This window comes from Achromobacter sp. ACM03 (assembly GCF_014851665.1).
Lineage (GTDB): Bacteria > Pseudomonadota > Gammaproteobacteria > Burkholderiales > Burkholderiaceae_B > Achromobacter > Achromobacter aegrifaciens.
Genome location: NZ_JACVAD010000001.1, coordinates 475,160 through 500,666, shown reverse-complemented (window position 1 = coordinate 500,666; position 25,507 = coordinate 475,160). Strand labels below are relative to the sequence as shown.

General features: G+C 68.0%; 21 protein-coding genes. 14 read left to right on the top strand and 7 right to left on the bottom strand.

All coding sequences use genetic code 11. From position 1 onward, the window contains the following. Positions 1-53 precede the first annotated feature (53 nt). Entirely contained in the window at positions 54-1,028 is a 975-nt protein-coding gene (locus IB257_RS02250; protein WP_192491797.1) for a tripartite tricarboxylate transporter substrate binding protein, read from the top strand. A 32-nt stretch (positions 1,029-1,060) separates the two neighbouring features. Here the strand turns inward: IB257_RS02250 and IB257_RS02245 are convergent, their stop codons facing one another. Next, positions 1,061-1,972, bottom strand: a complete 912-nt coding sequence (locus IB257_RS02245) for a LysR family transcriptional regulator (protein WP_054456827.1) — start codon at positions 1,970-1,972, stop codon at positions 1,061-1,063. 118 nt (positions 1,973-2,090) lie between these two features. Between IB257_RS02245 and IB257_RS02240 the strand changes: the two genes are divergently transcribed. Beyond that, positions 2,091-3,512, top strand: coding sequence for a M20 family metallopeptidase (locus tag IB257_RS02240; protein WP_192491796.1), 1,422 nt, complete (start codon positions 2,091-2,093; stop codon positions 3,510-3,512). Between the two features lie 14 nt (positions 3,513-3,526). Continuing rightward, positions 3,527-4,507, top strand: coding sequence for a tripartite tricarboxylate transporter substrate binding protein (locus IB257_RS02235; protein ID WP_192491795.1), 981 nt, complete (start codon positions 3,527-3,529; stop codon positions 4,505-4,507). Positions 4,508-4,530: 23 nt separating this feature from the next. Here the strand turns inward: IB257_RS02235 and IB257_RS02230 are convergent, their stop codons facing one another. From IB257_RS02230 to IB257_RS02220, 3 genes are all read right to left on the bottom strand, one after another. Next, positions 4,531-5,085 carry a lipid-binding SYLF domain-containing protein gene (locus IB257_RS02230; protein ID WP_225588717.1) on the bottom strand — a complete coding sequence of 185 codons (555 nt, stop codon included), beginning with the start codon at positions 5,083-5,085 and terminating at the stop codon, positions 4,531-4,533. A 152-nt stretch (positions 5,086-5,237) separates the two neighbouring features. Next, a complete protein-coding gene (locus tag IB257_RS02225; RefSeq protein ID WP_192491794.1) occupies positions 5,238-7,631 on the bottom strand; it encodes a catalase in 2,394 nt (797 codons plus the stop codon). A 9-nt stretch (positions 7,632-7,640) separates the two neighbouring features. Beyond that, positions 7,641-8,255, bottom strand: coding sequence for a hypothetical protein (locus IB257_RS02220; protein ID WP_054456822.1), 615 nt, complete (start codon positions 8,253-8,255; stop codon positions 7,641-7,643). A 288-nt stretch (positions 8,256-8,543) separates the two neighbouring features. Here IB257_RS02220 and IB257_RS02215 point away from each other — a divergent pair, with 288 nt between their 5' ends. The 5 genes from IB257_RS02215 (at position 8,544) to IB257_RS02195 (ending at position 13,636) form a co-directional block, all read left to right on the top strand. After that, complete coding sequence (locus IB257_RS02215; RefSeq protein ID WP_192491793.1) at positions 8,544-10,151, top strand: PepSY domain-containing protein; 1,608 nt, start codon at positions 8,544-8,546, stop codon at positions 10,149-10,151. Continuing rightward, on the top strand, positions 10,148-10,498 hold the full coding sequence (locus IB257_RS02210) for a DUF3325 domain-containing protein (RefSeq protein WP_042793406.1): 351 nt from the start codon (positions 10,148-10,150) through the stop codon (positions 10,496-10,498). Before IB257_RS02215 ends, IB257_RS02210 begins: the two co-directional genes overlap by 4 nt. A 111-nt stretch (positions 10,499-10,609) precedes the next feature. Further along, positions 10,610-12,604 carry a ribonucleoside triphosphate reductase gene (locus IB257_RS02205; protein WP_192491792.1) on the top strand — a complete coding sequence of 665 codons (1,995 nt, stop codon included), beginning with the start codon at positions 10,610-10,612 and terminating at the stop codon, positions 12,602-12,604. Between the two features lie 71 nt (positions 12,605-12,675). After that, positions 12,676-12,858, top strand: a complete 183-nt coding sequence (nrdD, locus tag IB257_RS02200; protein ID WP_054456820.1) for an anaerobic ribonucleoside-triphosphate reductase — start codon at positions 12,676-12,678, stop codon at positions 12,856-12,858. After that, positions 12,824-13,636 carry an anaerobic ribonucleoside-triphosphate reductase activating protein gene (locus tag IB257_RS02195; RefSeq protein WP_192491791.1) on the top strand — a complete coding sequence of 271 codons (813 nt, stop codon included), beginning with the start codon at positions 12,824-12,826 and terminating at the stop codon, positions 13,634-13,636. Before nrdD ends, IB257_RS02195 begins: the two co-directional genes overlap by 35 nt. Here IB257_RS02195 and IB257_RS02190 read toward each other — a convergent pair. Beyond that, entirely contained in the window at positions 13,627-15,045 is a 1,419-nt protein-coding gene (locus IB257_RS02190) for a PLP-dependent aminotransferase family protein (protein WP_192491790.1), read from the bottom strand. The two genes, IB257_RS02195 and IB257_RS02190, sit on opposite strands and share 10 nt — an antisense overlap. 131 nt (positions 15,046-15,176) lie before the next feature. Here IB257_RS02190 and IB257_RS02185 point away from each other — a divergent pair, with 131 nt between their 5' ends. From IB257_RS02185 to IB257_RS02160, 6 genes are all read left to right on the top strand, one after another. Further along, positions 15,177-16,466: a hydroxymethylglutaryl-CoA reductase, degradative gene (locus IB257_RS02185; RefSeq protein ID WP_175160763.1), complete on the top strand. Its 1,290-nt coding sequence runs from the start codon at positions 15,177-15,179 to the stop codon at positions 16,464-16,466. Between the two features lie 121 nt (positions 16,467-16,587). Then, positions 16,588-17,073: a hypothetical protein gene (locus tag IB257_RS02180; protein WP_054456818.1), complete on the top strand. Its 486-nt coding sequence runs from the start codon at positions 16,588-16,590 to the stop codon at positions 17,071-17,073. After that, positions 17,070-18,458: a tripartite tricarboxylate transporter permease gene (locus IB257_RS02175; protein WP_119451124.1), complete on the top strand. Its 1,389-nt coding sequence runs from the start codon at positions 17,070-17,072 to the stop codon at positions 18,456-18,458. Before IB257_RS02180 ends, IB257_RS02175 begins: the two co-directional genes overlap by 4 nt. A 367-nt stretch (positions 18,459-18,825) precedes the next feature. Next, positions 18,826-19,983 carry a nitronate monooxygenase family protein gene (locus IB257_RS02170; RefSeq protein ID WP_054456816.1) on the top strand — a complete coding sequence of 386 codons (1,158 nt, stop codon included), beginning with the start codon at positions 18,826-18,828 and terminating at the stop codon, positions 19,981-19,983. 81 nt (positions 19,984-20,064) lie between these two features. Further along, positions 20,065-20,730 (top strand): TetR/AcrR family transcriptional regulator, encoded by a 666-nt coding sequence (locus IB257_RS02165; protein ID WP_119451123.1) that lies wholly within the window; start codon positions 20,065-20,067, stop codon positions 20,728-20,730. After that, complete coding sequence (locus IB257_RS02160; protein ID WP_192491789.1) at positions 20,727-23,300, top strand: PEP/pyruvate-binding domain-containing protein; 2,574 nt, start codon at positions 20,727-20,729, stop codon at positions 23,298-23,300. Before IB257_RS02165 ends, IB257_RS02160 begins: the two co-directional genes overlap by 4 nt. A gap of 7 nt (positions 23,301-23,307) precedes the next feature. On the opposite strand, the gene IB257_RS02155 is transcribed toward IB257_RS02160, so the two are convergent. Both IB257_RS02155 and IB257_RS02150 read right to left on the bottom strand, forming a co-directional pair. Next, the gene (locus IB257_RS02155; RefSeq protein ID WP_192491788.1) at positions 23,308-24,780 is read right to left on the bottom strand and encodes a HAMP domain-containing sensor histidine kinase; all 1,473 of its coding nucleotides are present in this window, start codon (positions 24,778-24,780) and stop codon (positions 23,308-23,310) included. Further along, positions 24,777-25,505, bottom strand: coding sequence for a response regulator transcription factor (locus tag IB257_RS02150; protein ID WP_054456812.1), 729 nt, complete (start codon positions 25,503-25,505; stop codon positions 24,777-24,779). Before IB257_RS02150 ends, IB257_RS02155 begins: the two co-directional genes overlap by 4 nt. Between the last annotated feature and the right edge of the window lie 2 nt (positions 25,506-25,507).

Sequence of the window (25,507 nt, the reverse complement as noted above, 5' to 3'; positions counted from 1 at the left end):
ATAAGCGGCGCGGGGAAGCGCCGCAAAAACCATCCATGGAAAGTGGAGGAGACATGAAAAATACTCTCTGGTGCATGCTGCTGACCGGCGCCCTGGCCTGCGCCTCGGCACAGGCCCAATCCGACAAGTACCCCGAACGGCCGGTGCGCATCGTGCTGCCGTATTCGGTGGGCAGCGGCCCCGACGCCGTCGCCCGCATGCTGGGCGAACAGCTCACGGCGGCCTGGAAGCAGCCGCTTATCGTGGAGAACAAGCCCGGCGCCAACGGCTGGCTGGCGATCGGCGAGGTCAAGCGCGCCACGCCCGACGGCTACTCGCTGGCCGTGGTGGACAACACCCACATGACGCTGCAGCCGCAGCTCTACCGCAATCTGCCCTTCGATCCGGTCAAGGATTTCGTCCCTGTGGCGCCGATCTACACCACGCATTTCTTCATGGTGGTGTCGGCCTCGTCCCCCTGGAACAACGTCACCGACCTGATCGCCGCGGCCAAGGCCCAGCCCGGCAAGCTGACCTACGGCACCTGGGGCATGGGCAGCGTGGCGCATGTGGGCACCTCCATGTTCCAGACCGCCACGCAGACCAGCATGACGCACGTCCCTTTCAAGGACCTGGCCCAGCTCTACACGGCGGTGGCCAATGGCGAGGTCGACTGGGCTTTCGGCACGGCCGCCACCGTGCAGAACCTGTACCAGGCCAAGCGGGTCAAGCTGCTGGCGCTGGCGGCGCCGTCCCGCCTCGGTTCCTACGCCGACGTGCCCACGGTCACCGAGGCCGGCGGCCCCAAGGACTTCGAGTTGAAGACCTGGGTCGCGGCCTTCGCGCCCAAAGGCACGCCGGATGCCGTGGTCAAGCGCATCAACGCCGCCATTGCCCAGGCCGTGGTCACGCCCGCGGTGCGCAAGCGCTTCGAGACCTATGGCTTCGACGCCTGGCCGCAGGATGCCGCCGTGCTGGCCCAGGCCCGCGACGCGGATTCGGCGCGCTTCGCGGCCGTGGTCAAAGAGGCCAATATCTCGCTGGACTGAAGCGCAGTCCCGGGGCCGCCCGCGCGGCCCCGCTACCCTTCCGGCGCCTTGGGCGTGGCCGTCAGCCGCTGCGCCATGAACTCCAGGAACTCGCGCGCCAGCGCCGGCAAGGTCCGCCCCTGCAAGGTCAGGACCTGGATGCTCCGCTGCCGCATTTCCGGATTGCTGAACGGCACCGCGACCAGGCCTTCGCCGTCGCGCTGTCCGAGCACCGTCAGGTAGCCCGACAGCGCCACGATGTCGCTGCCCGGCAGCATGGGCAGGAAGGCCGCGGAATGATTGGACACGTAGGCCGGCTCGATGTGCAGCCCGGCGTTGGCGCAGGCCGCGTCAAACAGCTGCCGCACCGTAGTGCCATGGTCGCCCAGCGACAGCGGCACCTTGGTCAGGTCGCGCACGCCAAGGCTGCGGCGGCTGGCCAGCGGATGGTTGCGGCACATGACCGCATAGACCGGCGCGCGCACCAGCAGTTCGGTCTTGAGCCGGTCGTCCTGCGCGGTGGTGTAGCGCAGCGCCAGCTGCGACAGGCCCTCCAGGATCTGGCGGCTGACCTCCTCGGGGCGCTCCACGTGCAAATGGAAACGGGCCTCGGGCCTGACCCGCTTGAACTCGGCCATGCACATGGGCAGGAAGCGGTGGGCGAAACCCTCGGTGCAGGCCAGGCGTATGGTCACGTCGCCCAGGTGGCCGCGCTGGCGGATCTCGGTGGTGACGCGCTCGGCTTCCAGGGCGGCGGCATTGGCGTAGGCCGCCAATTGGCGGCCGGCTTCGCTCAGTTCCATGCCGCGCGCCTGCCGCTCGAACAGCGCGATGCCCAGCCCGTCCTCCAGCTTGGCGATCTGCCGGCTTACGGCAGAAGCCGCCACGTGCTGTGCCGCCGCGGCGCCCGCGATGGAACCGCAGCGCGCGACCTCCAGAAAATACCTCAAGCCCAGCGAAATCATGGCGGTCCCTCTTATCCATGCCTTTATGGCAATGAAAGAATGCTAATTATCTAATTGTGGCATGTAGTGAAGCGTAATAACTTTGTGCCTCCCTCTGCATCCCATCCCAGGCACCGAAGTGACACGCGAACAAGCCCTGCTCCAAGCCGTTCAAGCCTACGACAACGGCGACCTGCATGCCGCGCTGACCCGCCGCGTCGCCTACGCGACGGAAAGCGAAGTGCCCGACCAGGCGCCGGCCCAGCATGCCTACCTGAACGAAGAACTGGTTCCGCTGCTCCAGCAACTGGGTTTCGCCTGTGAGGTGCACCCCAACCCCTCGGGCGCCGACCTGCCCATCCTGGTGGCGCGCCGCATCGAGCAGGCCGGTCTGCCCACGGTGCTGATGTACGGCCACGGCGACGTGGTGCGCGGCAACGCCGCCAAGTGGGAAGCCGGCCGCGATCCCTGGCGCCTGCAGGTCGAAGGCGACCGCTGGTACGGACGCGGCACCGCCGACAACAAGGGCCAGCACAGCATCAATCTGGAAGCCTTGCGCCAGGTCATCGCCGCGCGCGGCGGCAGGCTCGGTTTCAACACGACCTGGCTGATCGAGACCGGCGAGGAAGCGGGCTCCCCCGGACTGGCCGCCTTCTGCGAGGCACAGCGCGAGGCGCTGGCGGCGGATGTCTTCATTGCCAGCGACGGCCCGCGGCTGAGCGCGCAGCGTCCCACCCTGTTCATGGGCTCGCGCGGCGCGGTGAACTTCGAACTGAAACTGCGCGCGCGCGAACGCGGCTACCACTCGGGCAACTGGGGCGGCCTGCTGGCCAACCCCGCCATCGTGCTGGCGCACGCCATCGCCACGCTGGTCGATGCGCGCGGCCGAATCACGGTGCCCGGCCTGCGCCCGCCCCCCATCCCGGAGGCGGTGGCCGGGGCGCTGGCCGACCTGGAAGTCGGCGGCGGCGAAGACGACCCCGACATCAACGCGTGGTGGGGCGAACCCGGGCTGAGCGCGCCCGAAAAAGTGTTCGGCTGGAACAGCCTGGACGTCCTGACCTTTGGCGCCGGCGATCCGGCCAAGCCGGTCAACGCTATACCGCCCGAGGCCGTGGCCTGGTGCCAGCTGCGTTTCGTGGTCGGCACGGACTGGCGCGCGCTGGAAACGCACGTGCGGGAACACCTGCGCGCGGCGGGCTTCGAGGACGTGCAGGTGCGCATCGGCATGCAGGCCGGCGCCACCCGCCTATCGCCCGACAATCCCTGGGTGCGCTGGGCCGCGGCCTCGCTGGAACGCAGCACCGGCAAGCGGCCGGCGCTGCTGCCCAACCTGGGCGGCTCGCTGCCCAACGACATCTTCGCCGACCAATTGGGACTGCCCACATTGTGGGTGCCGCATTCCTATCCCGCTTGCGCCCAGCACGCGCCCAACGAACACCTGCTGGGCAGCGTCGCCCGCGAGGGGCTGGCCATCATGGCTGGCCTGTACTGGGACCTGGGCGATCAGGGCAGCGCCCTGCGCCAGGCGGCTGCGCGCCCGTCTTCCAACGCCAACTGACCGGAATCTCCGACATGAACGTCAAACTCCGCGCCGCCCTGGTCGCCGCAAGCCTTGCCGCCGCCGCGCATGCGGGCGGCGTCCAAGCCGCCTATCCTGAACAGGCAATCAAGATCGTCGTACCCTTCACGCCGGGCGGAGCGACCGACGCCGTGGCGCGTCTGCTGGCCAACAAGCTGTCCGGCAAGTTCGGCCAGCCGGTCATCGTGGAGAACCGCCCCGGCGCATCCACCGTGATCGGCGCGGAAGCGGCGGCGCGCGCGCAGCCTGACGGCTACACCCTGATGCTGTCGGGCAGCACCACCTATACCGTGCTGCCGGCGCTCAAGCCCGGGCTGCCCTACGACCCGCAAAAGAGCTATGAACACATCGCCATCGTCGCCATGGCGCCCGTGGTGCTGCTGGCCAAGAACGGCCTTGCGGCCAGCACTGCGCAGGAAGCGGCGGCGCTGGCCCGGCAGCAAAGCGCCAAGGGCGGCCTGATGTACGGCACCTTCGGTCCCGGATCCGCGCCACACCTGGCGGGCGAGATGTACGCCGAGGCCGCGGGAGCCAAGATGTTGCCGGTGCCCTACAAGGGCAGCGCGCAGCTGGTCACGGCCATGATAGGCGGCGAGGTCGACCTGGGCGTGGACACCGTGTCTTCCGCCGCGCCGCAGGTCCGCGCCGGCAAGATCCGCGCGCTGGCCGTGACGGGCGAACGCCGCATGCCGCAACTGCCCGACGTGCCGACCTTCGCGGAAGCCGGCATGGCGGACGTTTCTTTCGTGGGCTGGTACGCGCTGGTGGCGCCGGCGCGCACGCCGGCCCCTGTGGTGGATACCCTGAGCCGCGCCGTGGCGGAAATCATGGAGGATCCGCAGGTCCGCAAATCGGTGGCGGACCTGGCGCTGGATCCGGTCTATCTGCCCGGGCCGGCATTCAAGGCGCAGATCACGAAGGAACTGCACACCTTTTCCGAAGTAGCGGCCCGCGCCGGCATCACGCTGGACTAACCGCGGCAGCTTGACGCCTGGCCTCAGTCCGGTTGGGTGCGGGTGATCTTGGACCCTTCCAGGCCCATGCCCGCCATCAGCCCCTGTCCGCCGAATGGCACGGCATAGACATCCTGGCTCAGGGTGGTGGTGGTAATGCTGGCGGCATAGCTGTCATCCACCACGACCAGGCTGGGGCCGGCGCCAAGCGACCAGCCGTCGCTCTGGTCCAGGTATCGCATCGCCGGCTCGTTCATGAAGAACAGCGCATAGCTGAACTCCTGCGCGCCGGCCTGAAGACCGAACGATACGGCCGATATGTTGTAGTAGGCCTGGACCTTGCCGCGACGGATGAGCGCGCCGTCGCCGGTTTCCGCGCCGACCAGCAGGCCGCCCTTCAGAATGCGGGGAAACACCAGCACGCCCACCGCCTTGTTGCCCAGTACACGCGTCTTGGGTTCCTGCTGGTACAGGCGATCCAGCGCACTCTGCGCTTCACGGCTGAGCTCGGCCGCGGACTCCGCCCTGGCCTGCGGCGCCAGGAAGATACAGGCGACCCACAAAAAAAGGCTGGCCCAAAGCCAGCCGCGGATACTCATAGGCAAAACGGACGCGCGACGCATACAGCCCCCTGATCTCGAAAGGAAAAGGACGGCAAGCGCCCGACGCGCTCGCCCCGACTTGCCGGATCAGTATTGGCAGGCGCCGATGCCTTGTCAAGATACACATGCACCTGGCCACAGCGGCGGCATCAAACCCTGGGCGGCGTGGTCTCCCTTTCCGGGTGGCGATGCCGGCCCAGGGCTTCGATGAAGGCGGTCACGCTCTTGGCGGCGGCCGCCGCGTCCATCCTTAGCAGTCCGCCATCCGCCGTATCGGCGGACAGGCCCGCCGCGGCAAACAGCTGCACGCCCTCGCCCATGCCCATCAAAGTCTTCCCGTGGCGATAGGCGTCGCGCAGGAACTCCAGCGCGCGTCCGTCCGATTCCAGGCGGGCCACCGCAGCCTCGCCGCCCGCCGCAACCACGCCATCGAACAGCGCCGAAGGATGGTTGTCCAGGGAAGCATCGGCATCCAGCGTGCCGCCCCCGGCAGCCGGGACGGGCCCGATGCGCTGCCCGACGAGCCGCACGATGGCGCCCGCCGCGATCAGCCCCTGGGCTACGGCGGACACGCTCTTGCCATCCGCGCCCTCCGCCACCAGGATTGCGACCTTGCGCGTGGCGATGCCGCCATCCCCAGGGCGCGCGGCCAATGACAATGCCGGCGACACCTCGACTTCCGCCTTGGGCGGACGCTCGATCGCCCGCGGCAAGGGCGCGGGCAAGGCCATGCCCAACTGGTCGGCCACGCCCTGCGCCAGTTCTTCGGACACGTTGCGCAGCGACGCGACCATGCGCTGGCGCACCGCCGGCACCGTGACCTTGCTCAATTCAAAGGCATAGGCGTCGGCGATGTGGCGTTTTTCCCAGTCTGCCTGACTGTCGTAGAACAGCGTCGCCTGGTTGTAATGCTCGGCGAATTTTTCAGGATGCCCTCGCAGTTCGTCGCCCGTCTCCGGCTCCGGAAACGACACGAAGCCATCCATGCCGGCCTGGAACGGACAGCCGCCGGCAAGCGAGTTGGGCTCGTAGGCCACGCGGCCGCGATGGATGGCCTGGCGATGCATGCCGTCGCGCTGGTTGTTGTGCACGGGCGCAAGCGGCGCATTGATCGGGATTTCATGGAAGTTGGGACCGCCCAGCCGCGAAATCTGCGTGTCCACGTAGGAATGGATGCGCCCGGCCAATAGCGGGTCATTGGTGAAGTCCAGGCCCGGCACGATGTGGGCAGCGCAAAAAGCGACCTGCTCGGTCTCGGCGAAGAAGTTGTCGGGATTACGGTCCAGCACCATCCGCCCCACCGGCACGACGGGCACCAGTTCCTCCGGCACGATCTTGGTGGCGTCCAGCACGTCGAAGCTGAAGCCTTCGGCCTGCTCCTCGGTGAATACCTGCACGCCCAGCTCCCACTGCGGGCCATTGCCGGCGTCGATCGCCTCCCAAAGATCGCGGCGGTGGAAGTCAGGATCCGCGCCGGATACCTTCACGGCTTCATTCCAGACCTGCGAATGCGTGCCAAGTAGCGGATTCCAATGGAATTTCACCAGCCGCGACTCGCCCGCGGCGTTGACGAAGCGGAAGGTGTGCACGCCAAAGCCCTGCATCATCCGGTAGCTGCGCGGGATGGCACGGTCCGACATCAGCCACATCAGCATGTGGGTGGATTCCGGCATCAGCGACACGAAGTCCCAGAAGGTGTCGTGCGCGGACGCGGCCTGGGGCATGCCATGATGCGGCTCGGGCTTGACGGCGTGCACCAGGTCCGGAAACTTCATCGCGTCCTGGATGAAGAAGACCGGCATGTTGTTGCCGACCAGATCCCAGTTGCCCTCGTCGGTATAGAACTTCACGGCGAAACCGCGCACGTCCCGCGCCGTGTCCTTGGAGCCGCGCTCACCTGCCACCGTCGAAAAACGCACGAACACCGGCGTGCGCTTGCCGGCTTCGGCGAACAAAGAGGCCGCGGTCAGGTCGGTCAGCGGCTTGTAGCATTCGAAGTAGCCGTGGGCCGCCGAACCGCGCGCATGCACGATGCGCTCGGGAATCCGCTCGTGGTCGAAATGCGTGATCTTCTCGCGCAGGATGAAGTCCTTGAGCAGCGCCGGCCCGCGCAAACCCGCCTTCAGCGAGTGCTGGTTGTCGCTGACGCGCACGCCCTGGTTGGTGGTCAGCTTCTGTCCGCTTGAATCCGCACGCACGCGTTCCAGCCGGCCGTCGGCCGCGTTGATGCCGGCCGCGGCCGCGCCCCCGGTCTTGGCCGAGGTCTCGGCTTCGGACAGCGAACTGGCCGTCGCGGAAGGATCCGCTGCCGCGACGTGCGCGCCGGCATAGGGGCACCGCGCCCCTGCTTCACCGTACTCCGCCGCCTTGCCGGCATTGTGGGGAATCGCGGCGGCCGTATCACCCACGGCCGCGGCGCGCTTGAGCGCCGGATGGCTGGGCTTGCCCGCGGGTCCGGACGCGGGGCCGCTGTCCGTATTCAGGTAGGCCGTGTCCACGGCCGCGCCTGCGCCGCCCTTGCCTGCTGCTTTCTTGGCTGGCATCGCAATCTCCTAGTGGCTCAACATCTTGCCGCGCGCCTGTTCGGCCCGCGATGCGCCGATGGCGGTCTCCACCTGCTTGACCTCTTCGGGCGGCGGCAGCACCGCCGGCAATCCCAGCGACTGGATCCACAGTTCGCGCGACCAGCCCTGCGTGTGATAAAGGTGGTGGTCCTCGTCGGTGGCCACGGCGTCATACGCCTGCTTCAATACCTTGGCCTCGTCGCCGCTGTGCTGCTCGGCTATCACGCCGATCAGGGACCAGTTCGCGTGGTCCTTGGTCTCGGCCAGCACCACGCATTCGGTGGCGACCAGTTGGGCCGCGTCCGGATCGCCCGCGCTGATCGCCATCTTCATGGCCTTGACCAATGCCTCGCCGATATGGCGCACGACCTGGCGGCCCGGCGGCTGCGCCTGCGGATCCAGCCGCAGCTGCTCGAATACGGTCAATAGCACCCGGCGATGCGTGCGGGTTTCTTCCAGGTAGCCGAGCCATTCCTTTTTCAGGTCCTCGTTCACCGCGCAGGACACGGCGGTTTCGTACACGGCCAGGCCGCCTATTTCGGTTTCCAGGGCCTGGTACAGCAATTCCTCGATCTGCGAGGCGTTTGCAGCTTTGCGTTTCATGTGGCGCTCCTCTTTCATGTCTTGCGGGCATCCGCGCATGCCCGCGGCGGATATGCGGATGGAGCGCCTACCCAGCAATCGCCGTGCCCGGCCCGCACGATGGCAATTGCCTGCGGCAGCTCGGAGCGGATGCCGCTTGCGCGGCAAAAAATACAAGGCCGACGGCAGGGACAACCTCGTCCCCATTTAGACTAGAATTGGAACCATTCTCAATAAAATCAGACCGCCCGGCTCGCGGCGGCGCCAACAAGAAAGAGGCTCGTCCTGAAATCCGGTTTCCGCCTATCCATGGCCTGGCTCCATACCTGGGTCGGCCTGTGGTTTTCCTGGCTGCTGTTCGCCATCTTCCTGACGGGATCGCTGGCCGTCTTCTCCGAACCCATCACGCACTGGATGACACCCGAGCACCAGGAGGCGGAAGCGCAGGCTGCGCAAAAGGAAAGCGTTCCGGTGGACCGCGCGCGCCGGCTGGAACTGGCGGTGGACTATATGGCGCGCAACCATGCGGGCGCCGGCATGTGGGAAATCTGGCCGGTGGACCGCTTTCACGACAACGGCCTGACGGCCTATTGGTTCGACCAAAACGGCCAGTACGCGGATGCCGAACTCGACCCCGACACGGGCGCCGAACTGGCGGACCACCACGACGCCGAAGGCCGCGCGACGATGGGCGGCACGCATTTCGTGAACTTCCACTACACGCTGCACGACGCCGGCCTGGGGCTGTGGATCGTTGCCTTCGCCAGCATGGCGATGCTGGTCGCGCTGATTTCCGGCGTGGTCACGCACAAGCGCATCTTCAAGGACTTCTTCACCTTCCGCGCCAGGAAGGGCCAACGGTCCTGGCTGGATGCGCACAACGCCGTGGCGGTGCTGACCCTGCCTTTCCAATTCATGATCGCCTACACGGGCATCGTGATTTCGAGCGCGATACTGATGCCCGCCCCCATCACGGCCACCTACGGCCCGGGTCCCCAGGCCAGCCGCCTTTATCTGGCCGAACTGTCCGGCGAGGAGCGTCCCTCGCGCACGGGTGTGGCGCTGGCCATGCCGGCGCTCGAACCCATCGTGGCCCGAGGCGAACAGTTGATCGGACAGACGGCGCGCGCCATCGTCATCAACAATCCCGAAGACAGCTCCATGCGGATCGGCGTCTACGGCTGGAACGAAGACGCCGACACCTTCCACAACATCAGCGCCACCACGGGCATGGCGGAGTTCTCCGCCAGCGGCGAACTGCTGCGCCTGCGCCCCGCGGGCGGCGTGCACGGCGGCGCGCCGGCGCTGGCGTTCCAGGTGATGAGCGACCTGCACATGTCCAGGTTCGGCGGGCTGGCCGTCAGCTGGCTGTACTTCGTCTGCGGCCTGGCGGGCGCGGCCATGATGGGTACCGGCGCGCTGCTATTCATGGTCAAGCGCCGCGCCAAGCATGGCGGAGAATTCGGCAGCGCGACGGCGCGCATGTACCGGCTGATAGAAGGCCTGAACGTGGCCGCGCTGGCCGGGCTGGCGATCGCCTGCATCAGCTACCTCTGGGCCAACCGCCTGCTGCCCGTGGCGCTGGAAAACCGCGCGCTATGGGAGTTGCGCTGCTTCTTCCTGGTGTGGGCGCTGACCCTGGCGCATGCCTGGCTGTGCAGCCCGCGCCGCGCCTGGATCTCGCAACTGGTCCTGCTGTCGGCGCTGTGCCTGCTGCTGCCGGCGCTATCGTTCGTCACATTGGGCGACCATCCGGCAGCGCAGATCGCACGCGGCGATTGGGAGAGCGCGGGCGTCGAACTGACGTCCGCCGCATTCGGCGTACTATCGGGCTGGGCGGCCCTGCTGTTGTGGCGACGGCCCGCATCCGCGCCCATCCGGCGCAATCCCCGCAGTGACGCAGAGGCGGCCGCATGAACACCAACGACCTGTACGCGATTTCCATGGCGCTGCTGCTGACCTATTCAGGCATGGCCTGCCTGAGCCTGGCCATGCCGCGCCATTACGACCAGGTCTGGGGACGCGATCCCTCCGCCGGCCATACCCGCGTGCTGCGCGGCGCCGGCGTGCTGCTGCTGGCGCTGGCGCTACTGCCCTGCGTGGGACTCTGGGGCAACACCGTAGGCGTGGTGGCCTGGCTGGGCTGGCTGTCGGCCGGCGCGCTGCTCTGGGTCGGCATGCTGTCGTGGGCGCCGCGTCCGGCAGCCCGCACCGCGGCGCTGGCCGTGGCGATATCCCTGGCCGGGGTCGGCATCGGCTTCTGAAGCGCAGGTTTGACGCGCATCAAGCAAGCCTGATATCCAGGCGGTGCCGGGCGGCGCCCGCACCATATGTGGTGGTAGAGTTTTCACACCCTACTACATATGGTGTCAGTCATGCATATCCAGCACATCCTCAAGCGCGACGGCCGGGTCGCGGAGTTCGACCGCGACAAGATCGCCCAAGCCATGGCGGCGGCCGGCAACAGCACGGGAGAACTGGACCTGGCGGGCGCGCAGGCCTTGACCGACACCGTCATCGCCGCACTGGAAGACAACCCCTGCCCGGGCGTCGAGACCATCCAGAACCGCGTGGAAGAAGCCCTGGTGCAGGCCGGCCATTGGCGCACTGCGCGCGCCTACATCGTGCACCGCGAACAGCACGCCCGGCTGCGCGCGCTGCGCCACACGCTGGTGGACGTGGAAAGCGCGATGGAGGAATACCTGGACCAGCGCGACTGGCGCGTCAACGCCAACGCCAACCAGGGCTACAGCCTGGGCGGCCTGATCCTGAACGTGGCCGGCAAGGTCACCGCCAACTACTGGCTGTCCAACGTATTCGCGCCCGAGGCGGGCCGCGCCCATCGCGAAGGCGACATCCACATCCATGACCTGGACATGCTGAGCGGCTATTGCGCCGGCTGGTCGCTGCGCCAGCTGTTGACCGAAGGCTTCAACGGCATCCCCGGCAAGGTCGAAGCCACGCCGCCACGCCACATGTCCGCGGCCATCGGCCAGATCGTCAACTTCCTGGGTACGTTGCAAAACGAATGGGCCGGCGCGCAGGCCTTCAGCTCCTTCGACACCTACATGGCGCCCTTCATCCGCCGCGACGCCATGACGTACGCGGACGTGAAGCAGTCCATGCAGGAACTCATCTACAACCTGAACGTGCCCAGCCGCTGGGGCACGCAGACGCCCTTCACCAACCTCACGTTCGACTGGACCTGCCCGCCGGACCTGAAGGACCAGATCCCGTATATCGGCGGCGAGGAAATGCCCTTCTCCTACGGCGACCTGCAGACCGAGATGGACATGATCAACCGCGCCTACATCGAAGTCATGATGGCCGGCGACGCCAAGGGCCGCGTGTTCACTTTCCCCATCCCGACCTACAACATCACGCCCGACTTCGACTGGGACCACCCCAACACCGAGCGCCTGTTCGAGATGACAGCGCGCTACGGCCTGCCCTATTTCCAGAACTTCCTGAACTCGGACCTGGAGCCGCACATGGTGCGCTCGATGTGCTGCCGCCTCCAGCTGGACCTGCGCGAACTGCTCAAGCGCGGCAACGGCCTGTTCGGATCGGCCGAGCAGACGGGGTCGGTCGGCGTGGTGACGGTCAATTGCGCGCGCCTGGGCTACACCTGCCGCGGCGACGAAGCACGGCTGATGCAGCGGCTGGACCACCTGCTGGAACTGGGCCGCGACGTGCTGGAAACCAAGCGCAAGGTGGTGCAGCGCTACATCGATCAAGGCCTCTACCCCTATACCCGCCGCTACCTGGGCACCTTGCGCAATCACTTCAGCACGCTGGGCGTGAACGGCATCAACGAGATGGTCCGCAACTTCACGGCCGACGCCGAGGACATCACCACCGCCGCGGGCCATGCCCTGGCCGTGCGCTTGCTGGACCGCGTGCGCGACCGCATGACCGAGTTCCAGGAAGAGACCGGCCACCTGTACAACCTGGAAGCCACGCCCGCCGAAGGCACCACCTACCGCTTCGCCCGCGAAGACAGGAAGCGCTATCCCGCCATCCTGCAGGCGGGCAGCGAGACGCAGCCCTACTACACCAATTCCAGCCAGCTGCCGGTCGGCCACACCGACGATCCTTTCCATGCGCTGGAACTGCAGGAAACGCTGCAGGGCAAGTACACCGGCGGCACCGTGCTGCATCTGTACATGAACGAAGCGGTTTCTTCTTCCGCCGCGTGCAAGCAGCTGGTGCGCCGCGCGCTGTCGAACTTCCGGCTGCCCTACATCACGGTCACGCCGACCTTCTCCATCTGCCCCAACCATGGCTATTTGGCGGGGCACCATGAGTTCTGCCCGAAATGCGATGCCGAACTGCTGGCCAAGCAAGCGGCATGCTGCACCCCGGCCTAGGACCTGTAAACGACAGGCCCCGGACCGGACCGCCGGGCAACCGCCCGGCATCCACTCCATAAGGAACCGCCATGCAAACCTTGATCGCTCCCGAAGTCACCACCGCTCCCGCCGCGCAATTGGACGACAGCCAGCGCGTGCGCTGCGAGATCTGGACCCGCGTCATGGGCTACCACCGCCCCGTCACTTCCTTCAACACCGGCAAACAGGGCGAATTCAATGAACGCCGCTTCTTCGTCGAACGCCGCGCCTGAGGGCGCCACGCGAGCCGCCGCGTCAGCCACGGGCTGCGGCCCGGGCACGCGGCGGCTGACGGCGCGCCCGGCCTACCCGGCCGCGCCGCAACCGGTGGCCCAGCCCTTGCCCCGGCATTCGCATGCCGTCGGCGGGCTGGTGCCGTTTTCCACCGTGGACTGGCCCGGGCAACTGGCGGCGGTCGTATTCATTTCGGGCTGCCCCTGGCGCTGCCACTATTGCCATAACGTCGAGCTCCAGACCCGCGCCGCCCGCTACGACTGGCGCGAGGTCCGCGCCTTCCTGGAGACGCGCAAGGGCCTGCTCGACGCCATTGTTTTCTCCGGCGGCGAGCCCTTGAGCGAACCGCGCCTGCCGCAGATGATCCGCGACGTCAGGCGCATGGGCTACCGCGTCGGCATGCATACCGCCGGCATCTATCCGCTACGCCTGGCCGACTTGCTGCGCCATCTGGACTGGATCGGCCTGGACATCAAGGCCGACGCCCAGGGCTATGACGACATCACCGGCCGCCGCGATTCCCAGCGCCCCGCGCTGGCCTGCCTGACGCAACTGCTGGCGGCCGACATCGACTTCGAGTGCCGCATCACCTGGCACCCGGACTGGCTGGACGAGACCCGGCTGCTGACCCTGGCCCGCGAGCTGGCGCGTCGCGGCGTGCGCCGCTTTGCCGTGCAAGGCGCGCGCCGCTCGCCCGATGCGCCGCCGGTACGCGCGCTAAGCTCGCCGGCCCTGGCGCTGCTGATGCAATGGTTCGAGGAGTTCGCCTATCGCTGAGCCAGGTGCTGCCGCATGGTGGCCAGAAAACGAGGCGATCCCACCGCGCCCACGTTGCAGCGGGACCACGGCGACACCGCCGTGGGATCCACGCTGAACACGCGCCCCGGCGCCATGGTGACCTTCTCGGGTATCAAATCGGCCGCCAGCTTGAGGGAGTCCTCTACACCCGGAAAGGTCGACCACAGGTACAGCGAACTGGTCGGCCGGGTGTATACCCCGGCGCCGAGCGCGTCCAGCACCTGCAAGGCATGGCCGGTCGCCGCCTCCAGCCGCTGGCGCAGCCTGACCAGATGCCGTTCGTAGTGCCCTTCGCGCAGCATCACGTCCACCATGCGTTCGCAATACTCTGAGCTGCTGACATGCACCAGCGCCTTCAGGTCGGCCAGATCGCTGGCCAGGGCCGCGTTGCATGCGATAAAGCCCACCCGCAGCGCAGCCGAAAAGGACTTTGAAAAACTGCCTATGTAGATCGTGCGTTCCAGCTGATCCAGCGCCGACAGGCGCACGGCCGAGGTGGGCTTGAAATCAGCCAGCGGATCGTTCTCTACCACCGTCAGGTTGTAGCGTTCGGATAGTTGCAGGACCCTGTAGGCCTTGGCGAGCGAGATGTCCGAGCCAGTGGGGTTGTGCGCCAGCGACTGGGTGAAGAACAGGCGCGGCTTTTCGCGTTGCAGCAGCGCTTCCAGTGCAGCCACGTCGGGGCCGTCCGCCAGGCGCGGCACGCCCAGCATGCGCGCGCCGGCCAGCTTCAGTTTGCCGAACAGAGGGTAGTAGCCGGGGTTGTCCACCAGCACGGCGGCGCCCGGCGGCACGAAATAGCGGATCACCAGATCCATGGCTTCGTTCGCCCCCTGTGTCAGCACCAATTGCGGCGGCGCCGCGTTGATGCCCACGTCGCCCAGTTTGCGCACCAGGCTCTCGCGTAGCGGCGCATAGCCGAAGCGGCTGCCGTATCGGAACAAGGCGCCCAACCCGGTGCGCACCACCTTCTGGTGATAGCGGTCCATGCGCATGTCCGCCAGCCATTCCACGGGCGGAAAGCCGTCCCCCACGGCCACGGCGTCGGGCTGGGTCTTGAGCTGTTCGCGCATCAGCCACACGATGTCCATGGCGCGGCTCAACTGCCCTGGCTCTTCTTCCGCAGCCTGGCGCGCGAACTCCGTCTCCAGCACGAAAAAGCCCGAGCCCCGCCGCGGTTCCACCAAGCCTTGCGCCACCAGCATTTCAAACGCCACCACCACCGTGTTCTTCGCATAGCGATGCAACTGCGCCAGTTCGCGCAGGGACGGCAGCTTGTCGCCCGGCCGGTAGAGGCCATCGGCAATCTGCTGGCCGATCAACTTGGCCAGGCTTTCGGCGATGGGCGCGGCGCGCTGGGGCCTGCCGCCGGTGTGTGCTGCTTCCACGCGCGTATTCCTGTTGGCTGGACTATCAGAATTGGTGCAGTGCAATGGTACTGTTTGCCAAAACTGTACCTCTCAATAGCGGTACAGTTTACCTAGAATCAGGCCACTTGATTCTTATACGGAGACACCTCATCGTGGCCGATTCACGCCTGCCCAACTTCCGCGCCCTGACCCCCGCGCAACGCCTGACAGCCATTGCCGACGCCGCCGCGCTCACGCCCGCGGAGCGCGCGCTGCTTGCCCAACCGGGCGCGCTTGGTCTGGACCGCGCCGACGGCATGATCGAGAACGTCATCGGTTCGTTCGAGCTGCCGCTGGGCGTAGCCGGCAATTTCCAGGTCAATGGCCGCGACGTGCTGGTGCCCATGGCGGTCGAAGAGCCCTCGGTGGTGGCGGCCGCATCCTACATGGCCAAGCTGGCGCGCGAATGCGGCGGCTTCGAAACCTCCAGTACCCGCCCGCTGATGCGCGCGCAGGTGCAGGTGCTGGGACTGGGCGACCCGCAAGGGGCGCGCCTGGCGTTGCTGCGCGAGCGCGAACGCATCGTCACGCTGGCCAACAGCCGCGACAAGGTGCTGATCGAGCTGGGCGGCGGCTGCCAGGACATCGAGGTCCATGTATTCCCCGACACGCCGCGCGGTCCCATGATCGTGATGCATCTGATCGTAGATGTGCGCGACGCCATGGGCGCCAATACGGTCAATACCATGGCCGAGGCCGTGGCGCCGCTGGTCGAACAAATCACCGGCGGCTCGGTGCGGCTGCGCATCCTGTCCAACCTGGCGGACCTGCGCCTGGCCCGCGCCCGCGTGCGTCTCACGCCGCAAGTCCTGGACACCAAAGAGCGCAGCGGCGCCGAGATCATCGAGGGCGTGCTGGACGCCTACACCTTCGCCGCCGTCGATCCCTACCGCGCCGCCACGCACAACAAGGGCATCATGAACGGCATCGACCCCGTCATCGTTGCCACCGGCAACGATTGGCGCGCGGTCGAAGCCGGCGCCCACGCCTATGCCAGCCGCTCGGGACGCTACACCTCGCTGACGCAATGGGAGAAAGACAATTCGGGCGCGCTGGTCGGCACGATAGAAATGCCGATGCCGGTGGGCCTGGTGGGCGGCGCGACCAAGACGCATCCGCTGGCGCAGGTAGCGCTGAAGATCATGGACCTGCGCTCCGCCCAGGAATTGGGCGAAATCGCCGTGGCTGTGGGCCTGGCGCAGAACCTGGGCGCGCTGCGCGCGCTGGCCACCGAAGGCATACAGCGCGGCCATATGGCCTTGCACGCCCGCAATATCGCGCTGGTGGCCGGCGCGACGGGCGCGGAGATCGACGCGGTCGCCAAGCGCATGGCGGCGGAAAAAGACGTCCGCACCGACCGCGCGCTGGCCTTGCTGGAGGAACTGCGCAACCCGCGATGAGTTTGTCCCGCAAGGTCAGGCGGCTTTGCATGCAGCGACAGGCGCCCCTCGCGGGCCCTGGACAACGACAGAGGCGGCGCACGGACTCCCCGGATGCCGCCCGACCACAGAGGAGAGAGACATGAAACCAAGCACCCCGGCGCCCTCCTGGCGCCTGGCGGAAGTCTGGAGCGACACGGTGGACCTGCGCCAGTTGGCCTGGGCCATCGGCCTCGGCATCGTCATCAGCGTGGCGGGCTTCTACGCCGCCAGCCGCTGGCTGCGCGGCATCGTGGCATCACCCGAACTTGCTCACGCCTACGCCATGCTGGCCGGCCTGGCCGGCTGCGTGCTGGCGGGCGTGATCTGCGCCCGGCTGTTTCCCCCCAAGCGCGAAGTCATCGAACACAGCGCCGCCCATGATCCTGCCTGGCGCGCCGAAGTCCTGGCTGAACTGGCCGAGCAACCGGGCGGCCTGGGCTCCCTGGCGGACCTGCCTGAACCCACCAAGCGCGAACTGAAGGAACTGGGTCTGTACGAACTGTTCGCCGAAGCCGCCGCCCAACCCGCGCAACCGCAACCCGCCGCGGCAGCGCAGGCCGGCCCAAGCAAGGAGGCGCTGGCATGAGCGACCCCATCCTGCTTGAACAAATCATGGTGGCCGCCGCGATGGGGCTTTTGGGCGCGGTGGTGTTCGCGGCCATCGGCCTGGTGTCCGGTACCGACGAAACCACCACACTGGCGCCGCTGACCCTGCTGGTGGTACTGCTGGGCGTGCCGCCCGCTGGCGTATTCACTTTCTTCCTGGCCGGCGCGGTCGCCAAACACATGACGCACGCAGTGCCCACGGCCCTCCTCGGCATCCCGGGCGATACGCTGGCCACGCCGCTGCTGCAGGACGCGAACATGCTGCGCAAGCTGGGCGTGCCGCACATCGCTCTGCGCAAGATGGTGTCCGGCGCCATCGTCGCGGCCTTCGTGGCCGTGCCCCTGGCCGTGCTGTTCGCGGTGCTGCTGGCTCCGTTCGGCGCCGCCATCACCAAGTCCGCGCCCTGGATCTTCCTGGCCGCCGCGGTGCTGATCGCCTATTTCTCGGCCGGACGCTGGGCCGCCGTGGCGCTGCTGGTGCCCTTCGTGGTGGTCATCATCGCGCTGCAAAGCCTCACGGCCAAGTACGGCGTCAAGCTGAGCATCAGTTACTTCCTGGGCATCGCCATCGGCCCGTTGATCGCGGATCTGTTCACGGTGATCTCGCCCCAGGGCCGCTCGCGCATGATGCGCGACAAGGTGCGCACGTTCTCGCTGGCGCCCGACGTCAAGGGCTGGTCGGGCTATTTTCCCAACCCGCTGAAGGTCATGGACCGCACGCAGACGCGCTGGACCCTGGCCACGGCCGCGATCTCCAGCGCCACTTTCGTGTTCAGCCCCGTGGCCATGACCGTGGTGCTGGGGGAACTGGTCGGCTCGCGCATCAAGCATGCCTACCACCGCCTGACGACGGTGCTGAGCGCGCGCAACGGCGTGACCGAGGCCACCTACATCGCCGAGGCGCTGATCCCGCTGATCGCCTTCGGCCTGCCGCTAAGCCCGGTTGCCGCCGGCCCGGCCGCGCCGCTCTTCAACGCGCCGCCGCGCTTCACGGTGGATGCCGCATCGGGCCAGACCCACAACCTGCACAATCTGCTCAACCATTGGGAATTCCTGGGTTACGGCATGCTGGCGGTGCTGCTGGCCGCGGTCGTGTCCTATCCGTTCGCGATGAATTTCGCACGCCGCGCCGCGCTCTTCGTGTCGCGCAAGGTCAGCCATGAAGCCATCATCGCCACCTTCGTCGGCCTGATCATCGTCATCAGCATCTGGGAAGGCCAGTTCCTCGGCCTGCTGGTGATCCTGACCATGGGCTTGATCGGCGGCCTGCTGTCGCGCCTGTTCGGCTTCAATACGGGCGTGCAGTTCATGGGCTATTACACCGCCGTGCTGTCGGTGCCGGCAATCGTCAAGCTGCTAGGCTAATGGCCCCCACGCCGCGCCCCTGCGGGGCTAGCTGCCCCCCGAGGGGGCTGGCCCACCTTGGGGCGGCCCAGCGGTGGGCCTGCGCCTGGGAGGACCCCCACGCCGCGCCCCTGCGGGGCTAGCTGCCCCCCGAGGGGGCTGGCCCACCTTGGGGCGGCCCGGCGGTGGGCCTGCGCCTGGTAGGGCCCCCACGCCGCGCCCCTGCGGGGCTAGCTGCCCCCCGAGGGGGCTGGCCCACCTTGGGGCGGCCCGGCGGTGGGCCTGCGCCTAAGCCGGGCCCTCCATTGTTCGCCGCTTGATCCTGCGCAAGGCGACGCGAACTCCCTTGCTCTAGCCTCTTTCCACTTGAAAAGAGGAAAGACTCATCATGACGTGGTTCAAATCACTCACCCTCGCCGGACGCGAATTGCTGCCCATTGTCCAGGGCGGCATGGGCGTCGGCGTATCCGCCCATCGCCTGGCCGGCGCGGTCGCCAGCCAGAACGCCATGGGCACCATCGCCAGTGTGGATTTGCGCCACCACCATCCCGACCTGCTGGAAAAAACCGAACGCTGCCATGATCGCGACGTCATCGACAGCGCCAACCAGGTCGCGCTGGACCGCGAGGTACGCGCCGCGCTGGACACCGCGCAAGGCCGCGGCCTGGTGGCCGTGAACGTCATGAAGGCGGTGCGCGACCATCCCGCCCTGGTGCGCCAGGCCTGCGAGAGCGGCGCCCACGCCATCGTGATGGGCGCGGGCCTGCCGCTGGACCTGCCCGAGATGACGGCCGACTACCCGAAGGTAGCGCTGGTCCCCATTCTGTCCGAGGCGCGCGGCGTGGCGGTGGTGCTGAAGAAATGGATGAAAAAGGGCCGCATGGCCGATGCCGTGGTGATCGAACACCCTGGCTACGCCGGCGGCCATCTGGGCGCGGCCCGGCTGGATGACGTGCATAGCGAGCGCTTTGACTTCCAGCATGTGCTGGCCGATTGCCACAAGCTGTTCCAGGAACTGGCGCTGGGTTCGGACGCGCCCCGCCTAATCGTCGCGGGCGGCGTGGGCAGCCACGAGCAGGTGCGCCATTGGCTGGCCAACGGCGCCGACGGCGTGCAGGTCGGCACGGCCTTTGCCGTCACCAGCGAAGGCGACGCGCATGAGAACTTCAAGCGGGTGCTGATTGACGCCGACCCGGACAAGCTGGCCGAATTCACCAGCGTGGCCGGCCTGCCCGCCCGCGCCGTGGAAACGCCCTGGCTGACGCGCTATCTGCGGCAGGAAAAGACCCTGCAAGCCAACACCCGCTGCGATGCGCGCCGCTGCAGCCAGCGCATGGACTGCCTGACGCAATGCGGATTGCGCGACGGCCTGGCGCGCTTCGGACAATTCTGCATCGACCTGAAGCTGGCGGCCGCCATGCGCGGCGAGGTCAGCCGCGGCCTGTTCTTCCGCGGCGCGTCCAAGCTGCCGTTCGGCAGCGCCATGCGCTCGGTGCGTGAATTGATGGACTACCTGCTGCACGGCGAGATGCCCGCCTCCGCCTGAAACAGGTCGGCCCAAACGCGGGGGCTTCCTAAAATAATTGAACGACGTACAATATTATTCGTCGTTCAATTATTTCCGCCCATGGATACCTCCGCCCTATCTCCATCCGAATCCGCCGCACCCGAAGCCGCCGCACCCGAAGCCGGACGCCGCGAACGCAAGCGCTTGCAGACCCTGGACCACCTGGCGCAAACCGCCTGGCGCCTGTTCGAGACCCTGGGCTATGACGTGGTCACCATGGAACAGATCGCCGCGCAGGCGGATGTTTCCAAGGGCACGCTGTACAACCATTTTCCCGTCAAGGAAGCCCTGCTTGCGCACCGCTTCCATGGCGAACTGGCGGCAAGCCAGCGGGAACTGCAGCCCGCGCTGCGCGCCCTGCCCACCCTCGCACAGCGCCTGACGCGGATACTGCATGCTTCGGCACATTGGTCCGAATCGCATCGGACCTATCTGGGGCCGTACTTGCGCTACCGGCTATCCACGCTGCAGCCCGGCGCGCGCGACGACGGCCGCTATCCGCGCAGCGGCATGCAGGCGCTGTACACCGCGCTGATCGAAGAGGCGCAGGCGGCAGGCCAGGCGCGGACCGATCTGGACGCCGGACAACTGGCCCATCAGCTGCAATTCCTGTACCTGGGCGCGATGCTGCGCTGGCTGGACCAGCCCCGCAGCAGCCTGAAGGCAGAGTTCGATGCCGCCATCAGCCTCTTCGTGCGCGGCGTGACGCCCGAGGCGGCGGCATGAGCGCCGCCGCGCTGGACTGGGCCGCCGCCGCCCTGGCCGGCCCGCAGACGGCCGGCGGCAAGGGCTGGCAGCTGGGCCGCATGTCGCAACTGGGCGTGCCGGTGCCCGACGGCTTCGTGCTGCCGGCAGCGTTGAGCCTGGCTCGCGAACCGGGCCAGGCATCGCCGCCCGCTGTATCCCAGGCGCTGCGCGATGAACTGGCCGCGCGCGGCTGGCTCGAACGGCCGCTGGCCTTGCGCTCGTCCGCGCCACAGGAAGATTCCGCGGGCGCCTCGTTCGCGGGGATCCATCTTTCCTGCCTGAACGTGCGCGGCGCGGATGCGGCGATCGACGCGGTCCGGCAGGTCTGGGATTCGCAATGGACGCCGCAGGCCTGCGCCTACCGGCAGAAGCTCGGCTTGAACCCGGCCGGAATGGCCGTGGTCGTCATGCCGCTGATCGACGCGGTCGCCTCGGGCATCGCTTTCACCCTCGATCCCGTGTCGGGGCGGCATGACGAGATGGTCATCCACGCCAACTGGGGCTTGGGCGAGTCGCTGGTCGACGGCGCGGCACAAGGCGACGAGTACCGCCTGCGCGAAGACTATCTGCGCCAGGCTTGGCCGCTGGTCGGCCGGCGCATCGGCGCCAAGCGCCACGCCAGCCAAGCCGCGGAAGGCGCCGGCACCTTGCTTGCTCCGACGCCGGCCGCGCGCGCTGCCCAGGCCGTGCTGAGCGACGCGCAGGCCGAAGCCCTGAGCGATATCGTGCGCGACGCGGCGCGCGCGCTGGACTATGCCGGCGGCGGCTACGACATCGAATGGGTCTGGGATGGGCGGCGCTTCTGGATCGTGCAGGCCCGTCCCATCACCGCGGCGGCGCGCCACACCTATCCGGCGCTGCGCGCGCAGCCAGCCTATTGGTCGCGCGGCAACACCCGCGAAGTGCTGCCGCTGGCCATGTCGGCGCTGGAATGGGATACGGGGCGCGTCATGGCGCAGCGCATGCTGACCACGGGCTTTGAACTGAGCGGCTATTCCACCCTGCCGGGCGTGCGGCTGGCGGCGCTGTTCCAGGGCCGGGTCTATCTGGACGCCTCGGTCATCCAATGGCTGGGTTACGACGCGCTGGGCGTGCCGCCGAAAGCCATGAATGCGCTGCTGGGCGGTCCCCAGCCCGAAATCGCAGTGACGCCCCTGACGCTGGCGCAACGCCTGCGGCATGGCGCGCGCATCCTGCGCTACCTGCGCCGCGCAGCCCCCTTGCGCAAGCAGGCGGAACAGGACCTGCCGCGCCTGTTCGCCCGCGCCCAGGCCTGGCTGGACGAGCCCGCGCCCGCGTCCAACGCCGCGCTGGGCGCGCGCCTGCGGGAACAGTTCCACACGGTGCTGGCGGCGGATCAATTGTTCTTCCTGCAGGGCTCGGGCGGCGGCGCGCTGCACAAGCTGCTGGAACTGGTGGAGAAAGCCTGCCCGGGCGAAGGCCATGCGCTCACGGCCGCGTTGATGGCCGGCGGCGAACCCAGCGTGACCGCGGCGCAAAGCTATGCCCTCATGGCGTTGGCCAAACTGGCCGCCGGCGACGCGAGCGTGATGGAGTGGCTGCGCGATCCCCTGCGCGACAGCGCCGGCTGGCAGCGCGCCCTGCCGGATGGAGCTCCCTTCAAGCAAGCCTTCGCGGACTTCCTGCGCCAATACGGCCATCGCGCCGTTTATGAAACCTATCTGCGCAACCCGCGCTGGCGCGAGGACCCCGGCTATCTGCTGGACAGCGTGCTGCAGTTGACCGACGCCGACCCTGCCGCGTTGCGCGCCCGGCAGGACAGCGCCGCAAGCCAGGCCCGGTTGCGCCTGCGCGCGGCGCTACCTTTCTGGCAGCGCCCGCTGATCGCCCGTCTGCTGGCCGCTGCCCGCATCGAGGGCCGGCAGCGCGAGGCCGCGCGCAGCGTACTGGTGGCCTATCTTGCCGCCGCGCGCCAGAACGCCTTGGCGCTGGGGCGCCGCTACGTCCACGCCGACGGCCTGGCCGCCGCGGACGACATCTTCCACCTGAATGCGGCCGAACTCTTCGCCCTGGCCGACGCCAGGCTGACGCCCGCCGCCGCGGGCCGCCGCGCCGCCCTGCGCCGCGCTCAATTGGAGTCCTGGGCCGCGGCCCCCGATCAGGACGTCATCGCCGAAGATGCCGCAGGCGCCGCCACGGACATGCCGCCCCCTGCGCCTGCCGATGCCGGCGCCGCCGGATCCTGGCGCGGCACGCCCGCCGCGGGCGGCCATGCGCGGGCCGGCGCTTTCGTCGCCCGCTCGCCCTCCGAAGGACTGGCCATGCCGGCCGGCGGCATCCTGGTCGCCGCGTCCACCGACCCGGCCTGGACGCCGCTGTTCCTGCGGGCCGGGGCCCTGGTCATGGAGGCGGGCGGCTACCTGTCGCACGGCGCCATCGTGGCGCGCGAGTTCGGCATACCGGCTATCGTCAATGTGCAAGGCATCATGCGGCAGGTCGTCACAGGCGACGTCCTGGAAGTGGACGCGTCGCGCGGCACGGTGCGGCGGCTGGCAGCCGCTTCCAGCCTGGGCGCATCCGACTCGTAGAAGCCCGCTAGCGCGCCGCGGCCAGGTCGAACTGGAACACCGCGCCCGATCCGGCGCGGTCCACAAGCCTGATCTCGCTGTGGTGCAGCTGCAGGATGCGCTGCACGATCACCAGCCCCAGCCCGCCGCCGTCGCCAGGGCTTCGATTCAAGGCGCTGGCCCGCGTGAAAAGTCCCGCGCGCAGCGCCTGCGGAATGCCCTCGCCCGTGTCGCTGACCTGCACCTGCACCAGGTCATGCGCGCTGCCCAGCCGCAGTTCGATGAGGCCGCCGGGCGGGCTGTGGCGGATGGCGTTGTCCAGCAGGTTGGTCAGCACGCGTTCGATCAGCCCAAGGTCCGCGCGCACCGGCGGCAGTTCGCGCGGGATGTCGGTGGTCAGGCGTTGCTGGCGCGCCTCGGCCGCCAGCTCGAACTTCTGGATCACGTCCTGCACCAATTCCGGCAACGAAAAGGTCTCGGGTTCCAGCCGCACCAGCCCGGACTCCAGCCGCGCCAGTTCGAAGAGTTCCTGCGCCAGGCGGCCGACCTTGCGGCTCTGGGCCAGCGCAATGTCCAGGTAGCGGCGGCGCTCGTCCGGGTCCAGCGTCTGGTCCTTCAACCTCAGGGTTTCCAGATAGCCGTGCAGCGAGGTCAGCGGCGTGCGCAGATCGTGCGAGATGTTGGCGACCAGATCACGCCGCTGCTGGTCCTGCCGGGTCAGTTCGCGCCATTGGTCGGATATGCGCTTGCCCATCTGCACGAAGCTGCGCCGCAGCACCGCGATCTCGTCGCCATTGCGCTCCGAGGCGTCACCCGGGCGCTCCAGCGCGGCCAGGGCCTGCCCGTCGTCGCCGTCGAAGGCGCGCACCGCGCGCGTCAGCCCGCGCAGCGGCCGCGTGATCAAGGCGAACGCCGCCAGGCCAGCCACCAGGCCCAGCAACGCGACCAGCGCGATCGACCACAAGGTCGTGCGCAGCACGGAGCTGCGCGACACGGCCATCGCCAGCGCGTCGTGCGCCTGCCCCTGCAACACCACGTAGACGTAGCCCTTGTCCTGCCCGCCCACGCGCACCGGCGCGGCGCTGAAGACTTTCTGCGCGTCCAGGCTGCGCGGGTCGTCGCCGGTGATGGGCAGCATCTCGCCGGCCAACAGGCGCTTGACCGGCCCCAGGTCGACACGCTCGCGCTTGATCTGGCCGGCGGGCGCGGCATCGCCCACGATGTGGCCGTCGTTGGACAGCAAGTAGACCTCGACCGCCGGATTCACCGCCATCAGCATGTCGAACAGCGAGCGCACCGCAGCGGGCTTCCAGCCGTTGGTGTCCATCAATTCGTTGGCGCCGGCGATATGCTGCGCCAGTCCGCCGGACAGGCGCTGGACCACCTCCTGCTCGTAGCGGGAATTGGCCGCGATCTGCAGCCAGGCCGAGGCGCCGCAACTGGCGAGCAACAGCAACGCAAACACGGCGGACAGCCGTTGGGTAAGCGTGAACCGCTTCATGATGCGCCTCCCGCGCCGCCCGGCCCCGCGGCGAATTTATAGCCCTTGCCCCAGACCGTCAGAATGCGCTGCGGATCCGACGGGTCCGCTTCGATCTTCACCCGCAGCCGGTTGATGTGGGTATTGACCGTGTGTTCATAGCCTTCGTGCTGGTAGCCCCATACCTGGTTCAGCAGATCCATGCGCGAAAAAACCTTGTCCGGGTGCCGCGCGAAGAAATGCAGCAGATCGAATTCACGCGGGGTCAGGTCCAGCCGGCGGCCGTCGACCTCGGCCGTGCGCGCCACCGGGTCGATGGCCACGCCGTGCAGGGCCAGGCTGCCGGCGTCGATGCGCGCGTTGCGCTCAAGCGCGTCGCTGCGGCGCAGGAGCGCCCGCACCCGCGCCACCAGTTCCAGCATCGAGAACGGCTTGGCCAGGTAGTCGTCCGCGCCCAGTTCCAGGCCCAGGATGCGGTGCACTTCGCTGGAGCGCGCGCTGGTGATGATGATGGGCGTATAGCGCGCCATGGCGCGCGCGCGCTTGCAGATTTCAAGGCCATCGATGCCGGGCAACATCAGGTCCAGCACCAGGGCGTCCCAGCCGCCTTCCTCCAGCCTGCGCATGCCTTCGTTGCCGTCGGCGGCATGCTCGACCGCGTAGCCTTCGTCCCGCAGATGCAGGCGCAGCAGTTCGGCGATGTGGGCGTCGTCTTCAACGATGAGTACGCGTCGGGGCGTGTCCATGG